Source organism: Micromonospora sp. NBC_01796 (assembly GCF_035917455.1).
Classification (GTDB): Bacteria; Actinomycetota; Actinomycetes; order Mycobacteriales; family Micromonosporaceae; genus Micromonospora_G.
Genome location: NZ_CP109078.1, coordinates 7,038,659 through 7,055,324 on the forward strand (window position 1 = coordinate 7,038,659; position 16,666 = coordinate 7,055,324).

Consider the following 16,666-nt stretch of genomic DNA (forward strand, 5'->3'; position numbering starts at 1 on the left):
CGGGTCACCAGTCGAGGGGCCTGGTCGCGAGCGTTGCCTCGTACCAGGCCCGGATGGCCTCGAAGGTCTCCGGCGGCAGCGGCGTGCCGGCGGCGGCGATGCTGCTGTGCAACTGGGCCAGGGACTTGGTGCCGGGGATGACGGTCGACACCGCGTCGTAGCCGAGCAGGAACCGCAGCGCGCCGTCGAGCAGGCTCACCCCGTCGGGCAGCAGCGCCCGGAACTCGTCCACCAGCCCCGCGCGCAGCGCCACGTCGGCGCGGGTCCAGCGCTCGCGTACGTCGGTGAAGACGCTCTCCGCGTGGTACCTGCCGGAGAGCCAGCCGGACTCCAGCGGCACCTTGACCAGGGTCCCGACACCCCGGTCGCGGGCCCGCCCCATCGCCTGCCACGGTTCCTGGTAGAGGGCGGACATCCGCACCTCGAGGGCGTCCGAGGCGCTGGTGGTCAACACGGTGTCGACGTCGGCGCCCCAGTCGATCGACGCCCCGTACGCCCGGATCGTGCCCTTGTCCTTGAGCTGTTGCAGGACGCGGTAGTGGTCGCACCGGCTGCCGTCGATGATCTCCTTCGGTGGGCTGTGCAGTACGACGATGTCGACGTGGTCGACGTTCATCCGGCGGGCACTGCCCTCGATCGACGCCTCAATGGCGTCGGGCGCCCAGTTGGGGCTGCCGTCGGGGTGGTAGCCGACCTTGGTGCAGATCAGCACCTCGTCGCGGTGTCGGCCGGTCAGCGCCCGGCCGATGTTCGACTCGCTGCGCCCGTCGGCGTAACCGGGCGCGGTGTCGATGAGGTTGACACCGGCGTCGAGCGCGGCGTGCACGATCCGGACGGCCTCCGCCGGCTCGGGTCCGTCGGGCCACTGGGCCGAGCGCCCGAGCTGCCACGCGCCCAGCCCGATGGCGCTGACCCGCAGGCCGGTGGTGCCGAAATCCCTGATCTGCATGCCGATATCCCCCCTGGTCGACCGCCGGATGGCGGTGCTGCCAGCGTATCGACGGACGCTGTCGCCCGCCGTCCCGGTTGGGTCCGTCCCGTTACAGACTGATCAACAGATGGGCACCTTTGGTTGACAGCGGATCATGACTCAACGAAGATCTACTTCGTGCGGAGCGTCTACCTGACTAAGCGGGGTCACATCGACCTCCTGCGTGTCGCCAGCGCCGCCTGTCGACGCTCAATCTGACGCCGGGCTTCCCCTTCCCCGCCCGCTGCCGACGTTCTCCCCAATCCCCGTGGGTCTCCGGCCCTGCGGTGACGTCTGCCCGCGTGCACTGTCCTCTCTCGACAGGAGATCTGTCTTTCATGGTCAGGAAACTCTCGAGGATCGCCGCGGCAACGGTTGCCGCGTCGCTCGTCGGCACGATCGCCTGGGCCGGGCCGGTGAACGCGTCCGCGTTGCCGTCCGTGCCTCCGTCCGGCATCGACTTCTGGGGCATCACGGGCTTCCCCGTACAGAACGTGCTGCCGGTCTGGGCGGACAACCCGAACGACGCCTCGATCCCGATCGGGGTCACCCCGTACGACGAGATCGCCCCGAAGCTCAACGCCCTGCAGGCCGCCAGCAACCGGGTGTCCGCCCGGGTCGCCGGCAAGTCCTCCGGCGGATACGACCTGTACGCGGTGACGGTGACCGCGCCCGAGACCCAGGACGAGGCACGGCGCCAGGAGAACTGGCGGCGGCTGATCGAGAACGAGCCGGCGACGGCGCAGCACGACCGGCGTCTCATCGAGGGCTACAAGACCCCGCTGTTCGTCAACGCGAACATCCACGGCAACGAGTGGGAGGGCACCGACGCGGCCCTGCGGGTGATCGAGGAGTTCGCGACCAGCACCGATCCCCAGGTCGCGCAGCTTCTGAAGCGCAACCGGCTCGTCTTCAACGTCACCTCCAACCCGGACGGTCGGGTGGCCGGAACCCGGCAAAACGCGGCCGGTTACGACCTGAACCGCGACCTGACCATCGTGTCGCAGCCCGAGACCAACCTGATCCGTGAGCTGATCGTCGACACCAAGCCGATCATCACGCTCGACCTGCACGGATACGTCAACCCGACGCTGCTGCACCCGAGCACCCCGCCGCACAACGTCAACAATGAGTACGACCTCTACATCAAGCACGGTCTGCCGAACGCGCTCGCGATCGAGCAGGGACTGAAGGCGCTGGGCTACCCCGAGACGCAGCAGGCGCGGATCCCGTTCCGGGACGACGAGCCCGGCGTCTGGGACGACTTCCCGCCGATCTACGTACCCTCTTTCGCGATGTTGCAGAGCAGCATCCCGTACACGATCGAGGCACCGCTCAACCCGCGCGGCAACCTCACCCCGGCGGAGAAGCTTCGCCGGTCGGGCATCAACACCGACGTGCACGAGGTGGCGATCAAGACCTCGCTGCAGTACATCCAGGACCACCGGACCGAGGTGCTGTTCGACCAGGCCGAGGTCTACCGCCGTGGTGCGGCCGGTGAGCCGCTGCGGGACATCCCGGACGGGTACGTGCCGGGCTGGGGTCCGGAGGACAACTACAACACCGTCTTCCCGCGCTCGTACGTCATCCCGGCCGGCTCCGGTCAGCACTCCGCGCCGGCCGCGGCCCGTCTCGTCGACCTGCTCATCGGCAGCGGCGGCCGGGTGTGGCGGGCGAAGACCAACTTCACCGCCAACGGCAAGTCCTACCCCGCCGGCTCGTACGTGATCGACATGCACCAGCCCAAACGTGGCCTGGTCAACTCCCTGCTCGAACCCGGTGTCGACATCACCGACCGGGTGGACGACCTCTACGCCGGACCGGCCGCCTGGAGCCAGGGGCTGACCTGGGGCGCGACCGTCGACACCCTGTGGGACCAGTTGCCGGGCGTGGGCCTGGAGCGGGCCTACGACGGCAAGGCCGAGAGTTCGGTGCCGGGCGGTACGCCCGACCTGCGGCTGAACATCCAGGACGCGGCCGACCTGCTCGCGGTCAACGCGTTGCTGGACCAGGGGGTCGCGGTCTACCGGCTCGCCGACGGGTCGGTTGTCATCCCGCACACGACCACCAACCGCCGGCTCGCCGCCGCCGAGTCCCGTAAGCACGACGTCGCCTTCGAAGCCGCTCCGGCGGGTTGGCAGGGGACCCTGCTGGACAAGGTCGTCGTCGGTTACCTGGGTACGGTCGAGGAGCGCGACACCCTGCGCGACATCGGCTTCGAGGCCCGTACGATCACCGCCGCGACCCTGGCCACCACGCTGACCGCCGACGTCGACGTACTGCTCGTCGGTGCCAACCTCAACCTGGCGAACCTGACGGCGGAGAACCGCGCCGCGCTCGACGCCTTCCTTGCCCGGGGCGGTGGTGTCGTCGGTCTGGACACCGCCGGGGCGAGCTTCAGCAACGCCGCCGCGCTGCTGAGCGTCACGGCCACCGCGGGTGCCTCCCTGGCCAGTGGTGTGGTCAACATCGTGAACAGCCAGGGCCCGGTCACCTCCGGTGCGATCCCGCACTCGTTCATCAACCAGCCGGTCTGGTTCACCAACCTCGGTGCCGGCGTCACGGTGGAGCAGTCCTACACCGCCGACCCGCTGCTGTCCGGCTGGTGGGCGGCGAACGCGGCCGGCACCAACGGTCCGGCCGCCGCGGCCAACCAGGCCAGCATCGTCCGGGGCGTGACGGCCGCGGGCAACGGTGTCGTGCTCTTCGGTACGGACCCGACGTACCGCACCCACCCCAAGGGGCTGCAACCGCAGCTCGGCCGGGCCATGCTCTGGGCGGCCCAGCGGTAGTACCGACGGTGCTCCGCTGAGCGGGTGACACAGGAGGGCCCGGATGCCGGTCAGCATCCGGGCCCTCCTCGTCGTACCGACCCCGGCCGGGGCCCCCGCTTCACGCGGCGGCGCGGACGGCCGGTGCGTGCCAGTCGGGGATCTCCGCCCCGGCGGCGGTGAAGGTGGTGAAGTCGGTGGTGTCCCGGAACGCGGGCAGGGCGTAGAGGTCCCGGGCGTACGCCCACAGGTGCGGGTACTCGTGCAGGCCGGGGTTGATGGCACGGGTCGCGTTGGGGCCGACGTCGTAGCGGACCAGGGTCACCCAGAGCCGGATGTCCGCCTCGGTCACCGTCGGTCCGACCAGGTACCGCCGGGTGGCCAACCGTTCGTCGAGTACGGCGAAGGCGTGGAGCAGCGCTGTCCGGGCCCGTGCGCCGTCGGGGCCCGGCCGGGCGGCGGCACCGACGCCGTGGTTGACCACCGGGTTGAGCCACCCGTCGAGTTCCTCGATCTCGTCACGGTGGCGCTCCGGATAGGTGTCGACGAGCGGGGTGGCCAGGTGCCGGAAGCTGGTGGCGAAGTCGATTCCGATGGTCTTGAAGTTGTTGCTGACCACGCCGGCGGTGGCGCGGTCCCAGAGCGTCGGCACCGAGATGTGGCCGTCGAAGCCCTCCTCGGTGGCCTCGTAGGCCTGTCGTAGCAGGGTGAACCCGTTCACCGGGTCGGGTCCGTACCGTTCGCGGAAGGCCCAGCCCCGGCCGTCCCGGTGGTTGTCCACGTAGGAGACGGTGACGATGTCTCCCAGTCCGGCGAGGGCGCGGGTGATGGTCACTCGCTGCGACCACGGGCAGAACCACCCCGCGTAGAGGTGGTACCGGCCGGCGCGCGGAGTGAAGCCGGCGGGGCTGTTGTCGGTGAGGCGGGCCGAGAAGCGGTAGAGGGGTCGTGGGTCGTCGGGCCGGCGGACGATGCGGTACTCGCCGTAGGTGTCGGGATCGACGGGCGTGGCCAGCCGGCTGAAGGGTGACAGTCCGGGCATGGGATACCTCCGAGGAGTCGGAGCGTTACAACCGGATCAAATCCTACTCACCGGATAGGTTTTACGGCCAGGGTCGAGCTGGTCGGCATCGGCGGCTCACGGTCGGCCCTCCGAGCCGAACGGCGCCCACGTGGAGTACGGCAACTGGGTCTCGAACGGCAGGTAGGGCAGGACCGCCCGGTCGGCGTCGAGGTCGTAGCGGGGGTGGTAGCCCAGGTTGAGGTAGAGCGCCTCGGCCTCCGGCTGGCGCGGGCCGGTGGTCAGCCAGATCCGGCGGTATCCCCGCCGAACCGCCTCGGCCTCCAACTCGCGCATCACCCGGCGGGCCAGTCCCTGGCGGCGGTGCCCCGAATGGGTCCACACGCGCTTGATCTCGGCGGTCTCCCGGTCGTACCGGCGGAACGCGCCGCCGGCCACCGCTGACCCGTCGGGCTGGAGCAGCAGCAGGAAGGCGCCGTGCGGAGGCGCGAACTCCGTCGCCGGGTAGCGGGACATCTCCTCGTTCGGGCCGTACCGGCTCCGGTACTCGTGGGTCAGTTCGTCGAGCAGCGGGCGGGCCGCCGGGTCGGTCGGGCTGGTGTAGCGGACGGTCAGTTCCCTTGACGCCATCGATCAGCTCCGGAGGCTGGACGGGACCGGTTCGGGCGCCGGTCCCGGCGGTGACACCGGGACCGGCGCGGTGGATCACTTCCGGGGCAGGCCGGGCGGGTTGATCTGGGCGGCGGGGATCGCCTCGCTGCCGAGCCCCCAACGGGACAGCACCCGGGCGTACGAGCCGTCCTTGATCACCGTGTTGAGTGCGTCGTTGAGCGCCTCGACGAACCCGTTGCCCTTCTTGGTCATCGCCGCGATCTGGGCCGGCACCTCGCCGCCGCCGGGCACGATTCCGACGATCCTGGTCTTGCCGCTGACCGCGACGTGGTACGCCAGCGCCGGGTTCGGCCCGAAGTACGCGTCGATCCGCCCGGAGAGCAGGGCGAGCTGGTAGTCGGCCGGGTTCTGGTAGTAGGTGATGTTGACCGGGGCGAGGCCGGCGGCCTTGTTCTGCGCGTCCCAGCGCAGCAGCACCTGTTCCTGGTTGGTGCCCGAGCCGACCGACACGTTGAGTCCGGCGATGTCGGCCGGCTTCTCGATCTTGCTGACCTTGCCGTCCGCCTTCACCTCCCAGCCGAGCGAGTCGACCCGGTAGGTGGCGAAGTCGTAGATGTCCTTGCGTTCCTCGGTCACGGTGATGTTGGAGAAACCGACATCGTTCTGCCCGGAGCGCACCACCAGGAACAGGTTCTCCCACGAGGTCGGCTGCAGGTCCAGTTCCAGCCCCAGCACGTCCGCCACCAACTGGGCGATGTCCGCCTCGACCCCGATCAGCGTACGGTCGTCGTCGGCGCGGAAGGCCAACGGAGGCGATCCCTCGGCGCTGATACCGACCCTGAGTTTGCCTCCCGCGCCGATCGTCGGCGGCACCTTGGCCGCGACGGCGTCGACCTTCTGCGCGCGGATCCGTTTCTGGTCCGGGCTGGTGTTGATGACCGCCGCCGCCGAGCCGGACGGATCGGCCGCCAGCGCGGCGGGTTCGTCGTCGGGCGAGCCGCAGGCGGCCAGGGTCACCAGGGTGGTCAGGGCGAGCACGCTGGCCAGGTGTCGCGATAGCCGGTAACGCGGCATGCGGAACTCCTTCTCTGGGGTGTTCGGGCTGTCGGGAGTACCTGGGGTGGCGGGCGGTTCAGAGAACCTTCGCCAGAAACGACCGGGTCCGTTCGTGCTGCGGCCGGGTGAGCACCTCGTCCGGTGGGCCCTGCTCGACGATCACGCCGTCGTCCATGAACACGACCCGGTCGGCGACCTCGCGCGCGAAGCCGATCTCGTGCGTGACGACGATCATCGTGGTGCCCGCCCGGGCAAGGTCCTTCATCACCTCGAGCACCTCACCGACCAGTTCCGGGTCCAGTGCCGAGGTCGGTTCGTCGAAGAGCAGCACCTTCGGTTCCAGGGCGAGGGCGCGGGCGATCGCGACCCGTTGCTGCTGGCCGCCGGAGAGACGGCGCGGATAGGCGTCCGCCTTGTCCGCCAGGCCCACCCGGTCGAGCAGCCGGGAGGCGGCCGCCAGCACCTCTCGCCGGGGCCGGCCCTGCGCCGACACCGGTGCCTCGGCCACGTTGTCCAGCACGGTCAGGTGCGGGAAGAGGTTGAAGTTCTGGAACACGAAACCGATGTGCGTACGCTGCCGCAGGATCTCGCGCTCCTTGAGCTCGCGCAGCCGGTTGCCGGTACGGCGGTAGCCGATCAGCTCCCCGTCGATGCGTACCGAGCCACGGTTGACCTTCTCCAGGTGGTTGATGCTGCGCAGCAGGGTCGACTTGCCCGATCCGGACGGGCCGAGGATCACCACCACCTCACCGGTACGCACGCTCAGGTCCACCCCGCGCAGCACCTCCAGCGGCCCGAAGCTCTTGTGGATGCCGCGCAGCTCCACCATCACCGCGCCGTCGGGGCTCATCGGGGCGCCGCCAGGTCGGCCGCGAGCTGGTCCCGTACCGCCTGCCGTTGTCGGCGGGCCGCCACCACCCGCCCGACCAGTCGGCTCACCCGCTGCAGCGGGGTCGGCGGCAGCGCCCGTACGGCACCGCGGGCGTAGTGCCGCTCGACGTAGTACTGGACTATCGACAGGACGGTGGTCAGCAGCAGGTACCAGATGGCGGCCACCAGGAGGAGGGCGATCACCCGTCCATTGCGGGCGTAGATCACCTGGACCTGGTAGAAGAGTTCGGGGATGGCCATGATGTAGACCACCGAAGTCCCCTTGACCAGGCCGATGATCTCGTTTCCGGCGGTCGGGATGATGGTCCGCATCGCCTGCGGCAGCAGGATCCGGCGAATCTGCCGGGTGCGGGGGATACCGAGGGCCGCCGCCGCTTCGAGTTGCCCCTGGTCCACCGAGAGAAAGCCGGAGCGGACGATCTCCGCGCAGTAGGCCGCCTGGTGCAGGGCGAGTCCCAGGGTCGCGGCGGTCATCGGGCCGATCAGGTCCATGGTGCCGACGTCGAAGAACGACGGACCGAACGGAATCCCGAAGGAGATCCGGTCGTAGAGCAGCGCCAGGTTGAACCAGAACAGGAGTTGCAGGATCAGCGGCACCGACCGGAACATCCAGACGTAACCCCAGGCCACCGCCTGGAGCAACGGGCTCGCCGAGAGTCTCATCAGGGCGATCACGGTGCCGAGCAGGAATCCGAGCACGATGCCGAGCACGGTCAGCCGCAGGGTGACGCCGACCGCCCGGAGCACGGTCTCGTAGAACAGGTACTGGCCGACGAAGTGCCACTCCCAGGCCGGGTTCGTGATCAGCGCGTTGGCCGCCATGGCCAGCAGTACCAGCGTCACGGCGGTCGCGGCCCAGCGCCAGGGATGGCGGGCCGGCACCACCTTCAGCGGTTCGTCGACGGGGCCGTCGGGTGCCCGTGTGGTGGTTGCCAGGGCCGCCGGGGCGGGTGGCGGGGCGGTCATGGTGACCTCCAGGGATGGCCTGCGGGCGCGTGACCGGGTGGGTGGTCCACGGGGCGGCGGGCGCCGGATACGGCGGGAGGGAAGACGCGACGGTCCGGTGGATGGCTCAGTCGCGGTGGAGCCGAGCGCGGGAGGCTGTGTCGCCGCCACCGCTCAGCGCGGACACCGCCCGCCCGCGTATCGAACGAGATCGATCACGAGGCGAGCGGTCAGGAGGACCCCGGTGCGCCGCATGTACTGATATTGATCAGTGGAATAAGGCATGTCAACGGCCGTCCACATTGTGGTACGCGTTGTCTGTCTGAGTAGACAGTGAGAGTTGAGCTGGACCAATGCCTGATCATCTCCCACAGACTTAATAGGAAATGATGATGTTACGAGGGGCTCGCTATTGAGCCCGGTACGGCGGCCTGGTGACCCGGAATGGCCGCGAGAAGCTCGCGGGTGTACGCGTGGGTCGGGTGGTCGAAGAGTTCCGTTGTGGTGGCGGTCTCGACGATCCGCCCGGCCCGCATCACCGCGACCCGGTGGGCGATCTGGCGGACCACCGCGAGATCGTGCGAGATGAACAGGTACGCCACCCCGGTGGACGCCTGCAGCTCGGCGAGGAGTTCCAGCACCTGTGCCTGTACGGACACGTCCAGCGCGGACACCGGCTCGTCGCAGACCACGAGTTCGGGGGAGAGGGCGAGTGCGCGGGCGATCGCGACCCGTTGCCGCTGACCGCCGGAGAGCTGCGCGGGTCTGCGGTCGAGCACCGAGACCGGGAGCGCGACCCGTTCGACGAGTTCGCGGGCCCGTGCCCGGCGGGACGCCCGGTCACCGATCCCGAACACCCGCAGCGGCTCGATGATCACCTCCCGGATCGAGAACCGGGGGTCGAGTGACGCGTACGGGTTCTGGTACACGAGTTGGGCACGGCGCCGCAGTCGGCGCAGCGCCGCACCGCGAGCCCCGGTGATGTCGTCACCGTCGAAGAGGATCCGCCCGCCGTCCGGCTCCGCGAGTCGCAGCACCAACCGTGCCGTGGTCGACTTGCCCGAACCGGACTTCCCGACCAGGGCCAGGGTCTCGCCCCGGTTGATCGTGAAGCTCACCCCGTCCACGGCCCGCAAGCTCCGCCGACCGGCGACCGTCCCCGGCAGGGGGAAGTCCTTGACCAGGCCCTCGACCGTGACCAGCGGCGCCGCCTGCACCGGTGCGCCCGGAGGCCCGCTGCGGGCCGGTGGCGCCTGACGTGCGGCAGCCAGACTCGGCGCGCTGCGCAACAGTTGGCGGGTGTACTCGTGGGCGGGGTCCCGCAGGACCTCGCGGGTGGGCCCGGTCTCGACCACGCGTCCCCGTGACATCACCACGAGCCGTTGCGCCCGGTCGGCGGCGATACCCAGGTCGTGGGTGACCAGCAGGACAGCCGTGCCGAGTTCCTCGGTCAGACTCTGGATGTGGTCGAGGATCAGCCGCTGCACGGTGACGTCCAGCGCACTGGTCGGTTCGTCCGCGATGATCAGACGGGGTCGGGCCGCGATCGCGATCGCGATCAGCGCACGTTGGCGCATCCCACCGGAGAGTTCGTGCGGATACTGCCGTGCTCTGGTGGCCGGATCGGACAGGCCCGCCCGGTGCAGCAGTTCGACCGCGTCCAGGGCCGCCGACCGGCGGTTGCCCAGCCCGTGTACGCGCAAAGCCTCCGCGACCTGCTCGCCGATGCGTTTCACCGGGTTGAGCGACACCGCCGGGTCCTGCGGGATGAGGCCGATCTGGGCGCCCCGCAACGTTCGCAGTTCCCGCTCGGACAGGCCGGTGAGGTCACGCCCGGCGAACCGGATGGTGCCGCTGTCGACCTGCCCACCGGCCGGTAGCAGGCCGATGATGGCGTGCGCGGTTGTACTCTTGCCCGAGCCCGACTCGCCGACAACGGCGACCACCTCACCCGGCCGGACGTCGAAGTCGACGCGCTCGACCGCCCGTACCGGTCCCGACCGCGACTGGTACGAGACGCGGAGTTGCCGGACCTCCAGCAGGTTCCCGCCCCCGTCCGAGGCATCGTGTCGTCCCGTCATCGCTGGCTCGCCCACTCCCCGTCGACGGCCCGGGCGATCCGGTTCGTGGCCAGCACCGTCGCCGCGACCGCCAGGCCCGGAAGCGTCGAGAGCCACCACGCGTTCGCCAGGTAGTTGCGCCCGGTCGAGATCAACGTTCCCCATTCCGGTGCGGGTGGCGCGGCCCCGTAGCCGAGGAAACTCAGCGACGACACGGCCAGGATCGCGGTGCCGAAGTCGAGGGTGGCGAGCACCAGCACCGGCCCCATCGCGTTCGGCAGCACGTGCCGCAGCAGGATCGAGTGCCAGCGCGCCCCCGAGGACCGGGCCGCCTCGACGTAGGTGGCGTGCCGTACGCGCAGCACCTCGGCCCGCATCACCCGGGCGAAGCCGGCGACACTGGCGATGCCGACCGCCACGGCGACCTTCACCGTGCCGAACCCGAGCGCGGTGACCAGCGCCAGGGAGAGGAACAGGGCGGGGATGGCGAGCAGGACGTCGACGACCCGCATCAGCACGTCCTCCACCCAGCCGCCGACGAACCCGGCGACCAGGCCGATCGCCCCGCCGACGACAAACGCCACCGCGACCGCGATCAGGGTCGCCTTCAGCGACAGCGCCGCTCCGTGGACGACCCGGGCGTACACGTCGCGGCCGATCTCGTCGGTGCCGAACCAGTGCTGACCGCCGGGGCCCTGGAACCTGTCGGTGGGCACACCCAGCAGTGGATCGCGCGCGGTGAACAGCGTCGGCCAGAAGGCCGCCAGCACCACCAGCGTGACAACCACGAGGGAGAGGACGAGCCCGGGACGTCGCAGCAGGAACCGGCCCAGCCGGCGCAGGTCGAGGCCACGGGCCGCTTCCCGCCCGGTGGGTTCCGACCGGCTCCGGGAGCCCGGCTCCGGCACGATGTTCAACGCCGGGTCGCCGACGACTGTCTGACTCACACGAAGCTCCTTCGCCGGGTGGCCGAGGCCACGACGATCCGTGGGTCGAAGAGCGGGTAGACCAGGTCGACGGCGAGATTCGCCAGAACGAAGACCAGCGCGCCGAACACCACGACGCCCTGGACCACGGGTATGTCCTGAACCGTCACCGCGCTGACGGTCGCCCGGCCGATGCCGTTGCGGGAGAAGACGGTCTCCACCACCACGGAACCGGCCAGCAGATTGCCCACCAGCAGCCCGACGATGGTGAGCGCGGGCAGGGCGGCGTTGCGCAGGGCGTGCCGCAGGTGCACCCGCGCCCGTCCCGCTCCCTTGGCCCGCGCGGTCTGCACGTACGGCTCGTCGAGCGCGGTGAACAGGCTCTTCGCCAGCACCTGGGCCAGCAGCGCGCCGGTCGGCACGGCGAGCGTGACCGCCGGCAGGATCAGGCTGGCGAGGCCGTCGTTGCCGAACGCCGGCAGCAGCCGGAACCGGAAGGAGAAGAGCTGGACGAGCATCAGCCCGACCCAGAACGTCGGCAGTGACACACCGAGCGACGGCAGCGACAGCAGCAGTTGCCGCAATGCCCGCCCGGCGGTGTACGTGGCGGCCAGCGCCAGCCCCGTACCGAACACGACGGCCAGGACCAGGGCGGCACCGGTCAGTACGAGCGTCTGCGGCAGGGCGTCCCCGATCACCGACGTGACCGGTTGACCGGTCGCGACGGAGTTGCCGAAGTCCCCCTGCACCGCCCGACCGAGATAGTCGGCGTACTGGACCAGCACCGGTTTGTCGAAGCCGTACTCCCGTTTCAGCGCCTCGAGTTGGGCCGGGTCGACGGAGACCTGGTCGAGGCCGCCACCGGCCATCGCCGACACCGGGTCACCGGGCAGGAAGTCCAGCACGAGGAAGGACAGGGTGTAGGCCGCCCAGAGCACCACCACGGCCTGTGCGAGTCGGCGGATCACGTAACGACGCACGGTCGGTTCCCTCCGTCCGCTGGTCCTGTTCGGTGCGTCAGCTCTTCCAGGTGTCGTGCAACTGGATCCGGCTCGACGCCTCGAAGTCCAGGTCGTGCACCTTCTTGGACACCCCGAGGGCGGTGGTGAGCTCCACCACCGGGATCACGTGGGCGTTGCGTACGATCAGGTCCTGGGCCTGGTTGACCAGCGCCTGCCGTTTGGCCGGGTCGACCGTCGCGGCCTGCTCGGTCAGCACCGGATCCAGCGCGCCGGCAGCCAACCGGTACGTGTTGGCCAGGGTGGTCGAGTAGGTGCTGCGCAGGATGTCCGGGTCGGCTCGGGTGATGTTTCCCCAGAGCGCGTCGAAGTCGCCGGACTGCTGCACCTGGGTGATCTGGGCGATCTGGAGTTCCTTCAGGGTGATCTCGACACCCACCGCCTTGAGCTGCTGCTGGATCAGCTCGAGTGTCGGCTGGTTGGTCGCCGCGTTGGCGAACCAGCCGACGGAAAGGCTGAGCCGGGTGCCGTTGCGGGTCCGGACACCGTCGCCGCCGACCTGCCAGCCGGCCGCGTCGAGCAGCGACTTCGCCTTCGCCGCATCGAAGGTGAGCTGCCCGCTGACATCGCTGTGGTACGGCGTGGTGTGCGCCAGGATGCTGGTGGCCGGTTTGCTGCCGGTGGGGTAGACGGTGTCGACGATCTGCCGCCGGTCGAGTGCCACCTGGATCGCCTGCCGTACGGCGACGTCCCGCAGCAGGGGCTTCGAGTTGTTCAGGCCGAGGTTGAACACCACGCCCGGATTCGCCCGTGTCTGGAGGTTGACGGCCCCGCCGCCCTTCAGCGCGGCCTCGTCGGCGAGGCTGACGCTGCCGATGGCGTCCACCTGCCCCGACACCAGGCTCCCGGTACGCACACCAGCCTCCGGAACGACGGTGAACAGCACCTTGTCCAGGTACGCCTCACCCGACTTGCGCCACAGCGACGAACCCCAGTTGTATCCCTTGCGCTTGACCAGCGTGATCGACTGGTTGGCCACGTACCCGTCGAGGGCGAAGGGGCCGGAGCCGACGACGCCGTCGGTGCACCGCTGGTCCGGTGTCTTCCGTACGCTCGACCCGGCGACCAGGCCGAGCGAGAAGGTCGAGGTGGCCTGGAGGAACTGGGCGTTGGGCTGTTCGAACGAGACAACCGCGGTGAGGTCGTCCGGCGTTTCGGTGCCGACGTATCCGCTGAGGTAGCCGGTTGCCAGGCTGGCCTTCGCGCCGAGTTTGCGGGCCGCGTCGAAGTTCTCCCTGACCGCCCGGGCGTTGACCGGTGATCCGTCGCTGAAGGTGACACCCGGCCGGAGGTGGAAGGTGAAGGTTCTCGCGTCCGCGCTGACCTCCCAGCGTTCCGCGAGCCAGGGCACGATCTTTCCGGTCGAGGGGTCCTGGTCGGTCAGTGAGTCGACGATCTGGCGCAGGGCGTAGATGGTGTCGTTGCTGGCGACCTGATGGGGGTCGACGCAGCCGGCGTACGAGCCGACGGCGAAGGTCAGGGTGCCCCCGGATCTGGGGGTGCCGTCCCCGGTCCCACCGTTGCCGGTGGTGTCGCCGTCACCCGAACCGCAGGCGGTCAGTGCGAGGGCGGCGACGATGGTCAGCACGAGCGACCCGAGGGCGCGCCCCGATCGCGGCAGTGATCTCACGAGATTCCCTTTTCTGTGGAGGACGGCGTGGAGGTCCGGGCTCGCGTACCTCCGGACGGCGCCGGTGTGACGGTGGGCAGCGGGGGCAGGTCGAGGTGTTCGCGCAGGGTGCTGCCCTCGTACGCGGTCCGGTAGGCGCCACGCTCCTGCAACTCCGGCACGAGTTTGTCGACGATCTCTTCGACCGATCCGGGGATCAACTGCGGGATGATGTTGAACCCGTCGACGGCACGGGTGCGGACGTAGCGGACCCACTCGTCGGCGATCCGCCCCGGCGTCCCGACGAACAGGTCGTGTCCGGGTGCGACCTCGATGACCAGGTCGCGGATGGAGAGTTTGCGCTGCTCGGCCAGCGCACGCCAACGCGCGATGACGGCGAGCTTCCCGGTGCGCAGCTCGATCGGAATCGTGCCGCGGGACGGGTCGAGCTCGTCCGGCGTCGGGTCGATGTCCGGCAGCGGCCCGTCCGGGTCGTAGCCGGAGAGGTCCTTGCCCCAGTACTGCTCCAGGAAAGCGATCGCTCGGGGCCCGCTGGTCTGCTCGCGCCTGATCCAGTCCGCCCGCTCCCGTGCCTGCGCCTCGGTGTCGCCGAGGACGACCGACGTGCCGGGCAGGATCCGCAGCGAGTCGGGCGCGCGTCCGTACCCGGCCAGCCGGGTCCGGAGGTCCCGGGCGTACGCCACTGCCTTGTCGTACGAGGTGTTGGCGGAGAAGACCACGTCGGCGTGGCGTGCCGCCAGGTCCCGCCCACCGGGCGAGTCCCCGGCCTGGAACAGCACCGGCCGGGTCTGGCGGCTGCGCGGCAGCGTGGCGGTTGCCCGCAGCCGGACCAGATCGGTGTCCCGCTCGATGCCGGGAGCGCTGCCCGGCCGCAACCACGATCCGTCGTCGCCGTAGGAGGCGATCGCGTCGTCGTCCCAGGACGCCCAGAGTGCCTCGGCGGCCTCGACGAACTGGCCGGCGCGCTCGTAGCGCCGATCGTGGGCCAGCCACCCGCCGTGCCGGAAGTTCTCGCCGGTCCAGGCGTTGTCGGTGGTGACGATGTTCCAACCGGCCCGACCCGCCGAGACGAGATCGAGGCTGGCCAGCCGTCGGGCCAGGTCTGCCGGGTAGTTGTACGTCGTGTTCTGGGTGGCGACCAGACCGATCCGGGTGGTTGTCGCGGCCAGCGCCGAGAGCTGGGTGATCGCGTCCGGCCGGCCGGCGACGTCGAGGGCGTGCACTCGTCCCCGGTTCTCCCGTACGCGCAGGCCCTCGCCGAGGAAGAACGCGTCGAACAGCCCGCGTTCGAGGGTCTGTACGACCTTGACGAAGGTGTCGATGTGGGTGTGCGGGGCGGCGTCCGGATCGGTCCAGACGATCTGGGGGCCGACCCCGGTGTAGAACAGTCCCAGGTGGACGCGGGCTTTCGGGTCGTACCCGAGGGGGTTCGGTTGGCTCACGGCGCGTACCTCTCAGGCGGTCGTGGCGGTGCTCTCCGGTCAGGCGGTTGTCGCGTCGACGAACCGGTTGCTGGGATGGGGGAGTCCGAGGGTGGTGCGCAGGGTCGCTCCCGTGACGGGGGCGACGTGCATCCGGTCGGCGGCGAGCGCGGGCAGCACCCGATCGGCGAGTACGGGCAGGTCGACGCTCAACACGGCGGGATGCAGGCGGACACCGTCGACCACGGCGGCGAGTTGCCGCAGGAGTGTGGTCAACCCCTCGGCCGAGCCGACGTGACGTAGCCGGTCCCCGGTGCCCCAGGGGGTCGCCCGGTCCAGCGCCGCGAGCCGGTCGGCGGCCGGTTCGGTCGCGTCGAGCAGCACCTCGACCTCGGCGAACACGAGGGGTACGTCGTCCTCCCGTACCCGCCGGGTTCGTTCCGCGACGGCTCCGGGGTCGCCGCCGCCGACCAGGGCGATGTCGACCTGCCCGGTGACGTCGAGGGTGTCGGCGGCGATCACCACGACCTGGCCCTGCGGAGGTCGCGGGGTGATCAGTGGCCCGACCACCGAGAACGATCCGCCGGTGAAGTTCACGTGGTGCACCCGGTCGGGATCCAGGAACCGGCCGGTGGCCCGGTCCCGGATGATCGCGTCGTCCTGCCAGGAGTCCCACAGGCACCGGGCGACCTCGATCACGTCGGAGACCTCGCCGCGCAGCCGGTCCGGCTCGTACGGCCCCGAACCGCCGATGGTGGCCAGGGCCTCGGGGCTGTTCGTGGCGCCGACGACCCAGGCGGCCCGGCCGCGCGAGGCGTGGTCGAGGCTGGCGAGCTGGGTGGCCAGGTGGAACGGTTCGGTGGTGGTGGTGTGCAGGGTGGGCGCGAGCCCGATCCGCTCGGTCACGGTGGACAGGTAGGCGGCCCGTACCCCGGCCTCGATCCGGCCTGCCTTGTTGCGGCCGTTGCCTGCGGGCAGGGGCGAGTCGGCGAAGGTGACCAGGGCGAATCCGGCCGCCTCCGCGTACGCGACGGTGTTCCGGAGGGCGGGGGCGTCCAGCACGGTTGCCGGTGGCCGCCCGCTGAAGCGCCAGGCCGCCGGGTGGGCGCCGTCGCCGTCGGCTTCCACGGCCAGGTGCAGCCGGCTCCCGCTCGGCACCCCGCTCATGCCGCCGGCTCCGTCCATCGGCGGTGTGGTCGCCGGCCCAGGTGCGTCCGTGTCATCGGCTCAAACCTCCAGACCCCGTCGTACGGGCAGCGTCCGGTTGCCCGCTCGGTAGCGTCGCGTCGCCCGGCCCCCGGCGCTATTCCTATTATTCCTATAGTGTTAGCGGGTTTTTGGCAA

The 16,666-nt window shown here is 70.3% G+C and carries 14 protein-coding genes; 2 read left to right on the top strand and 12 right to left on the bottom strand.

The features are described 5' to 3' along the window. Positions 1-4: 4 nt before the first annotated feature. Positions 5-949, bottom strand: coding sequence for an aldo/keto reductase (locus OIE47_RS31380; protein WP_326558142.1), 945 nt, complete (start codon positions 947-949; stop codon positions 5-7). Between the two features lie 159 nt (positions 950-1,108). Between OIE47_RS31380 and OIE47_RS38085 the strand changes: the two genes are divergently transcribed. Together OIE47_RS38085 and OIE47_RS31385 are read left to right on the top strand one after the other, a co-directional pair. Beyond that, the gene (locus OIE47_RS38085) at positions 1,109-1,189 is read left to right on the top strand and encodes a putative leader peptide (protein ID WP_357012022.1); all 81 of its coding nucleotides are present in this window, start codon (positions 1,109-1,111) and stop codon (positions 1,187-1,189) included. Positions 1,190-1,308: 119 nt separating this feature from the next. Beyond that, positions 1,309-3,762: a M14 family zinc carboxypeptidase gene (locus OIE47_RS31385; protein ID WP_326558143.1), complete on the top strand. Its 2,454-nt coding sequence runs from the start codon at positions 1,309-1,311 to the stop codon at positions 3,760-3,762. A 100-nt stretch (positions 3,763-3,862) separates the two neighbouring features. Here the strand turns inward: OIE47_RS31385 and OIE47_RS31390 are convergent, their stop codons facing one another. The 11 genes from OIE47_RS31390 to OIE47_RS31440 form a co-directional block, all read right to left on the bottom strand. After that, positions 3,863-4,783, bottom strand: a complete 921-nt coding sequence (locus OIE47_RS31390) for a glutathione S-transferase C-terminal domain-containing protein (protein ID WP_326558144.1) — start codon at positions 4,781-4,783, stop codon at positions 3,863-3,865. Between the two features lie 96 nt (positions 4,784-4,879). Further along, positions 4,880-5,392 carry a GNAT family N-acetyltransferase gene (locus OIE47_RS31395; RefSeq protein ID WP_326558145.1) on the bottom strand — a complete coding sequence of 171 codons (513 nt, stop codon included), beginning with the start codon at positions 5,390-5,392 and terminating at the stop codon, positions 4,880-4,882. A 75-nt stretch (positions 5,393-5,467) separates the two neighbouring features. Next, positions 5,468-6,448, bottom strand: coding sequence for an ABC transporter substrate-binding protein (locus OIE47_RS31400; protein ID WP_326558146.1), 981 nt, complete (start codon positions 6,446-6,448; stop codon positions 5,468-5,470). Positions 6,449-6,506: 58 nt separating this feature from the next. Further along, positions 6,507-7,280: an amino acid ABC transporter ATP-binding protein gene (locus OIE47_RS31405; protein WP_326558147.1), complete on the bottom strand. Its 774-nt coding sequence runs from the start codon at positions 7,278-7,280 to the stop codon at positions 6,507-6,509. Next, complete coding sequence (locus OIE47_RS31410) at positions 7,277-8,287, bottom strand: amino acid ABC transporter permease (RefSeq protein ID WP_326558148.1); 1,011 nt, start codon at positions 8,285-8,287, stop codon at positions 7,277-7,279. The genes OIE47_RS31405 and OIE47_RS31410 overlap by 4 nt, the downstream gene beginning before the upstream one ends. A 374-nt stretch (positions 8,288-8,661) precedes the next feature. Continuing rightward, a complete protein-coding gene (locus tag OIE47_RS31415; protein WP_326558149.1) occupies positions 8,662-10,347 on the bottom strand; it encodes an ABC transporter ATP-binding protein in 1,686 nt (561 codons plus the stop codon). After that, on the bottom strand, positions 10,344-11,273 hold the full coding sequence (locus OIE47_RS31420; RefSeq protein WP_326558150.1) for an ABC transporter permease: 930 nt from the start codon (positions 11,271-11,273) through the stop codon (positions 10,344-10,346). Before OIE47_RS31420 ends, OIE47_RS31415 begins: the two co-directional genes overlap by 4 nt. After that, on the bottom strand, positions 11,270-12,232 hold the full coding sequence (locus OIE47_RS31425) for an ABC transporter permease (protein WP_326558151.1): 963 nt from the start codon (positions 12,230-12,232) through the stop codon (positions 11,270-11,272). Before OIE47_RS31425 ends, OIE47_RS31420 begins: the two co-directional genes overlap by 4 nt. 37 nt (positions 12,233-12,269) lie before the next feature. Further along, positions 12,270-13,901, bottom strand: coding sequence for an ABC transporter substrate-binding protein (locus OIE47_RS31430; RefSeq protein WP_326558152.1), 1,632 nt, complete (start codon positions 13,899-13,901; stop codon positions 12,270-12,272). Then, a complete protein-coding gene (locus OIE47_RS31435) occupies positions 13,898-15,343 on the bottom strand; it encodes an NtaA/DmoA family FMN-dependent monooxygenase (protein ID WP_326558153.1) in 1,446 nt (481 codons plus the stop codon). The genes OIE47_RS31430 and OIE47_RS31435 overlap by 4 nt, the downstream gene beginning before the upstream one ends. A 39-nt stretch (positions 15,344-15,382) precedes the next feature. Continuing rightward, the gene (locus tag OIE47_RS31440) at positions 15,383-16,489 is read right to left on the bottom strand and encodes an LLM class flavin-dependent oxidoreductase (protein ID WP_326558154.1); all 1,107 of its coding nucleotides are present in this window, start codon (positions 16,487-16,489) and stop codon (positions 15,383-15,385) included. Positions 16,490-16,666: the final 177 nt, after the last annotated feature.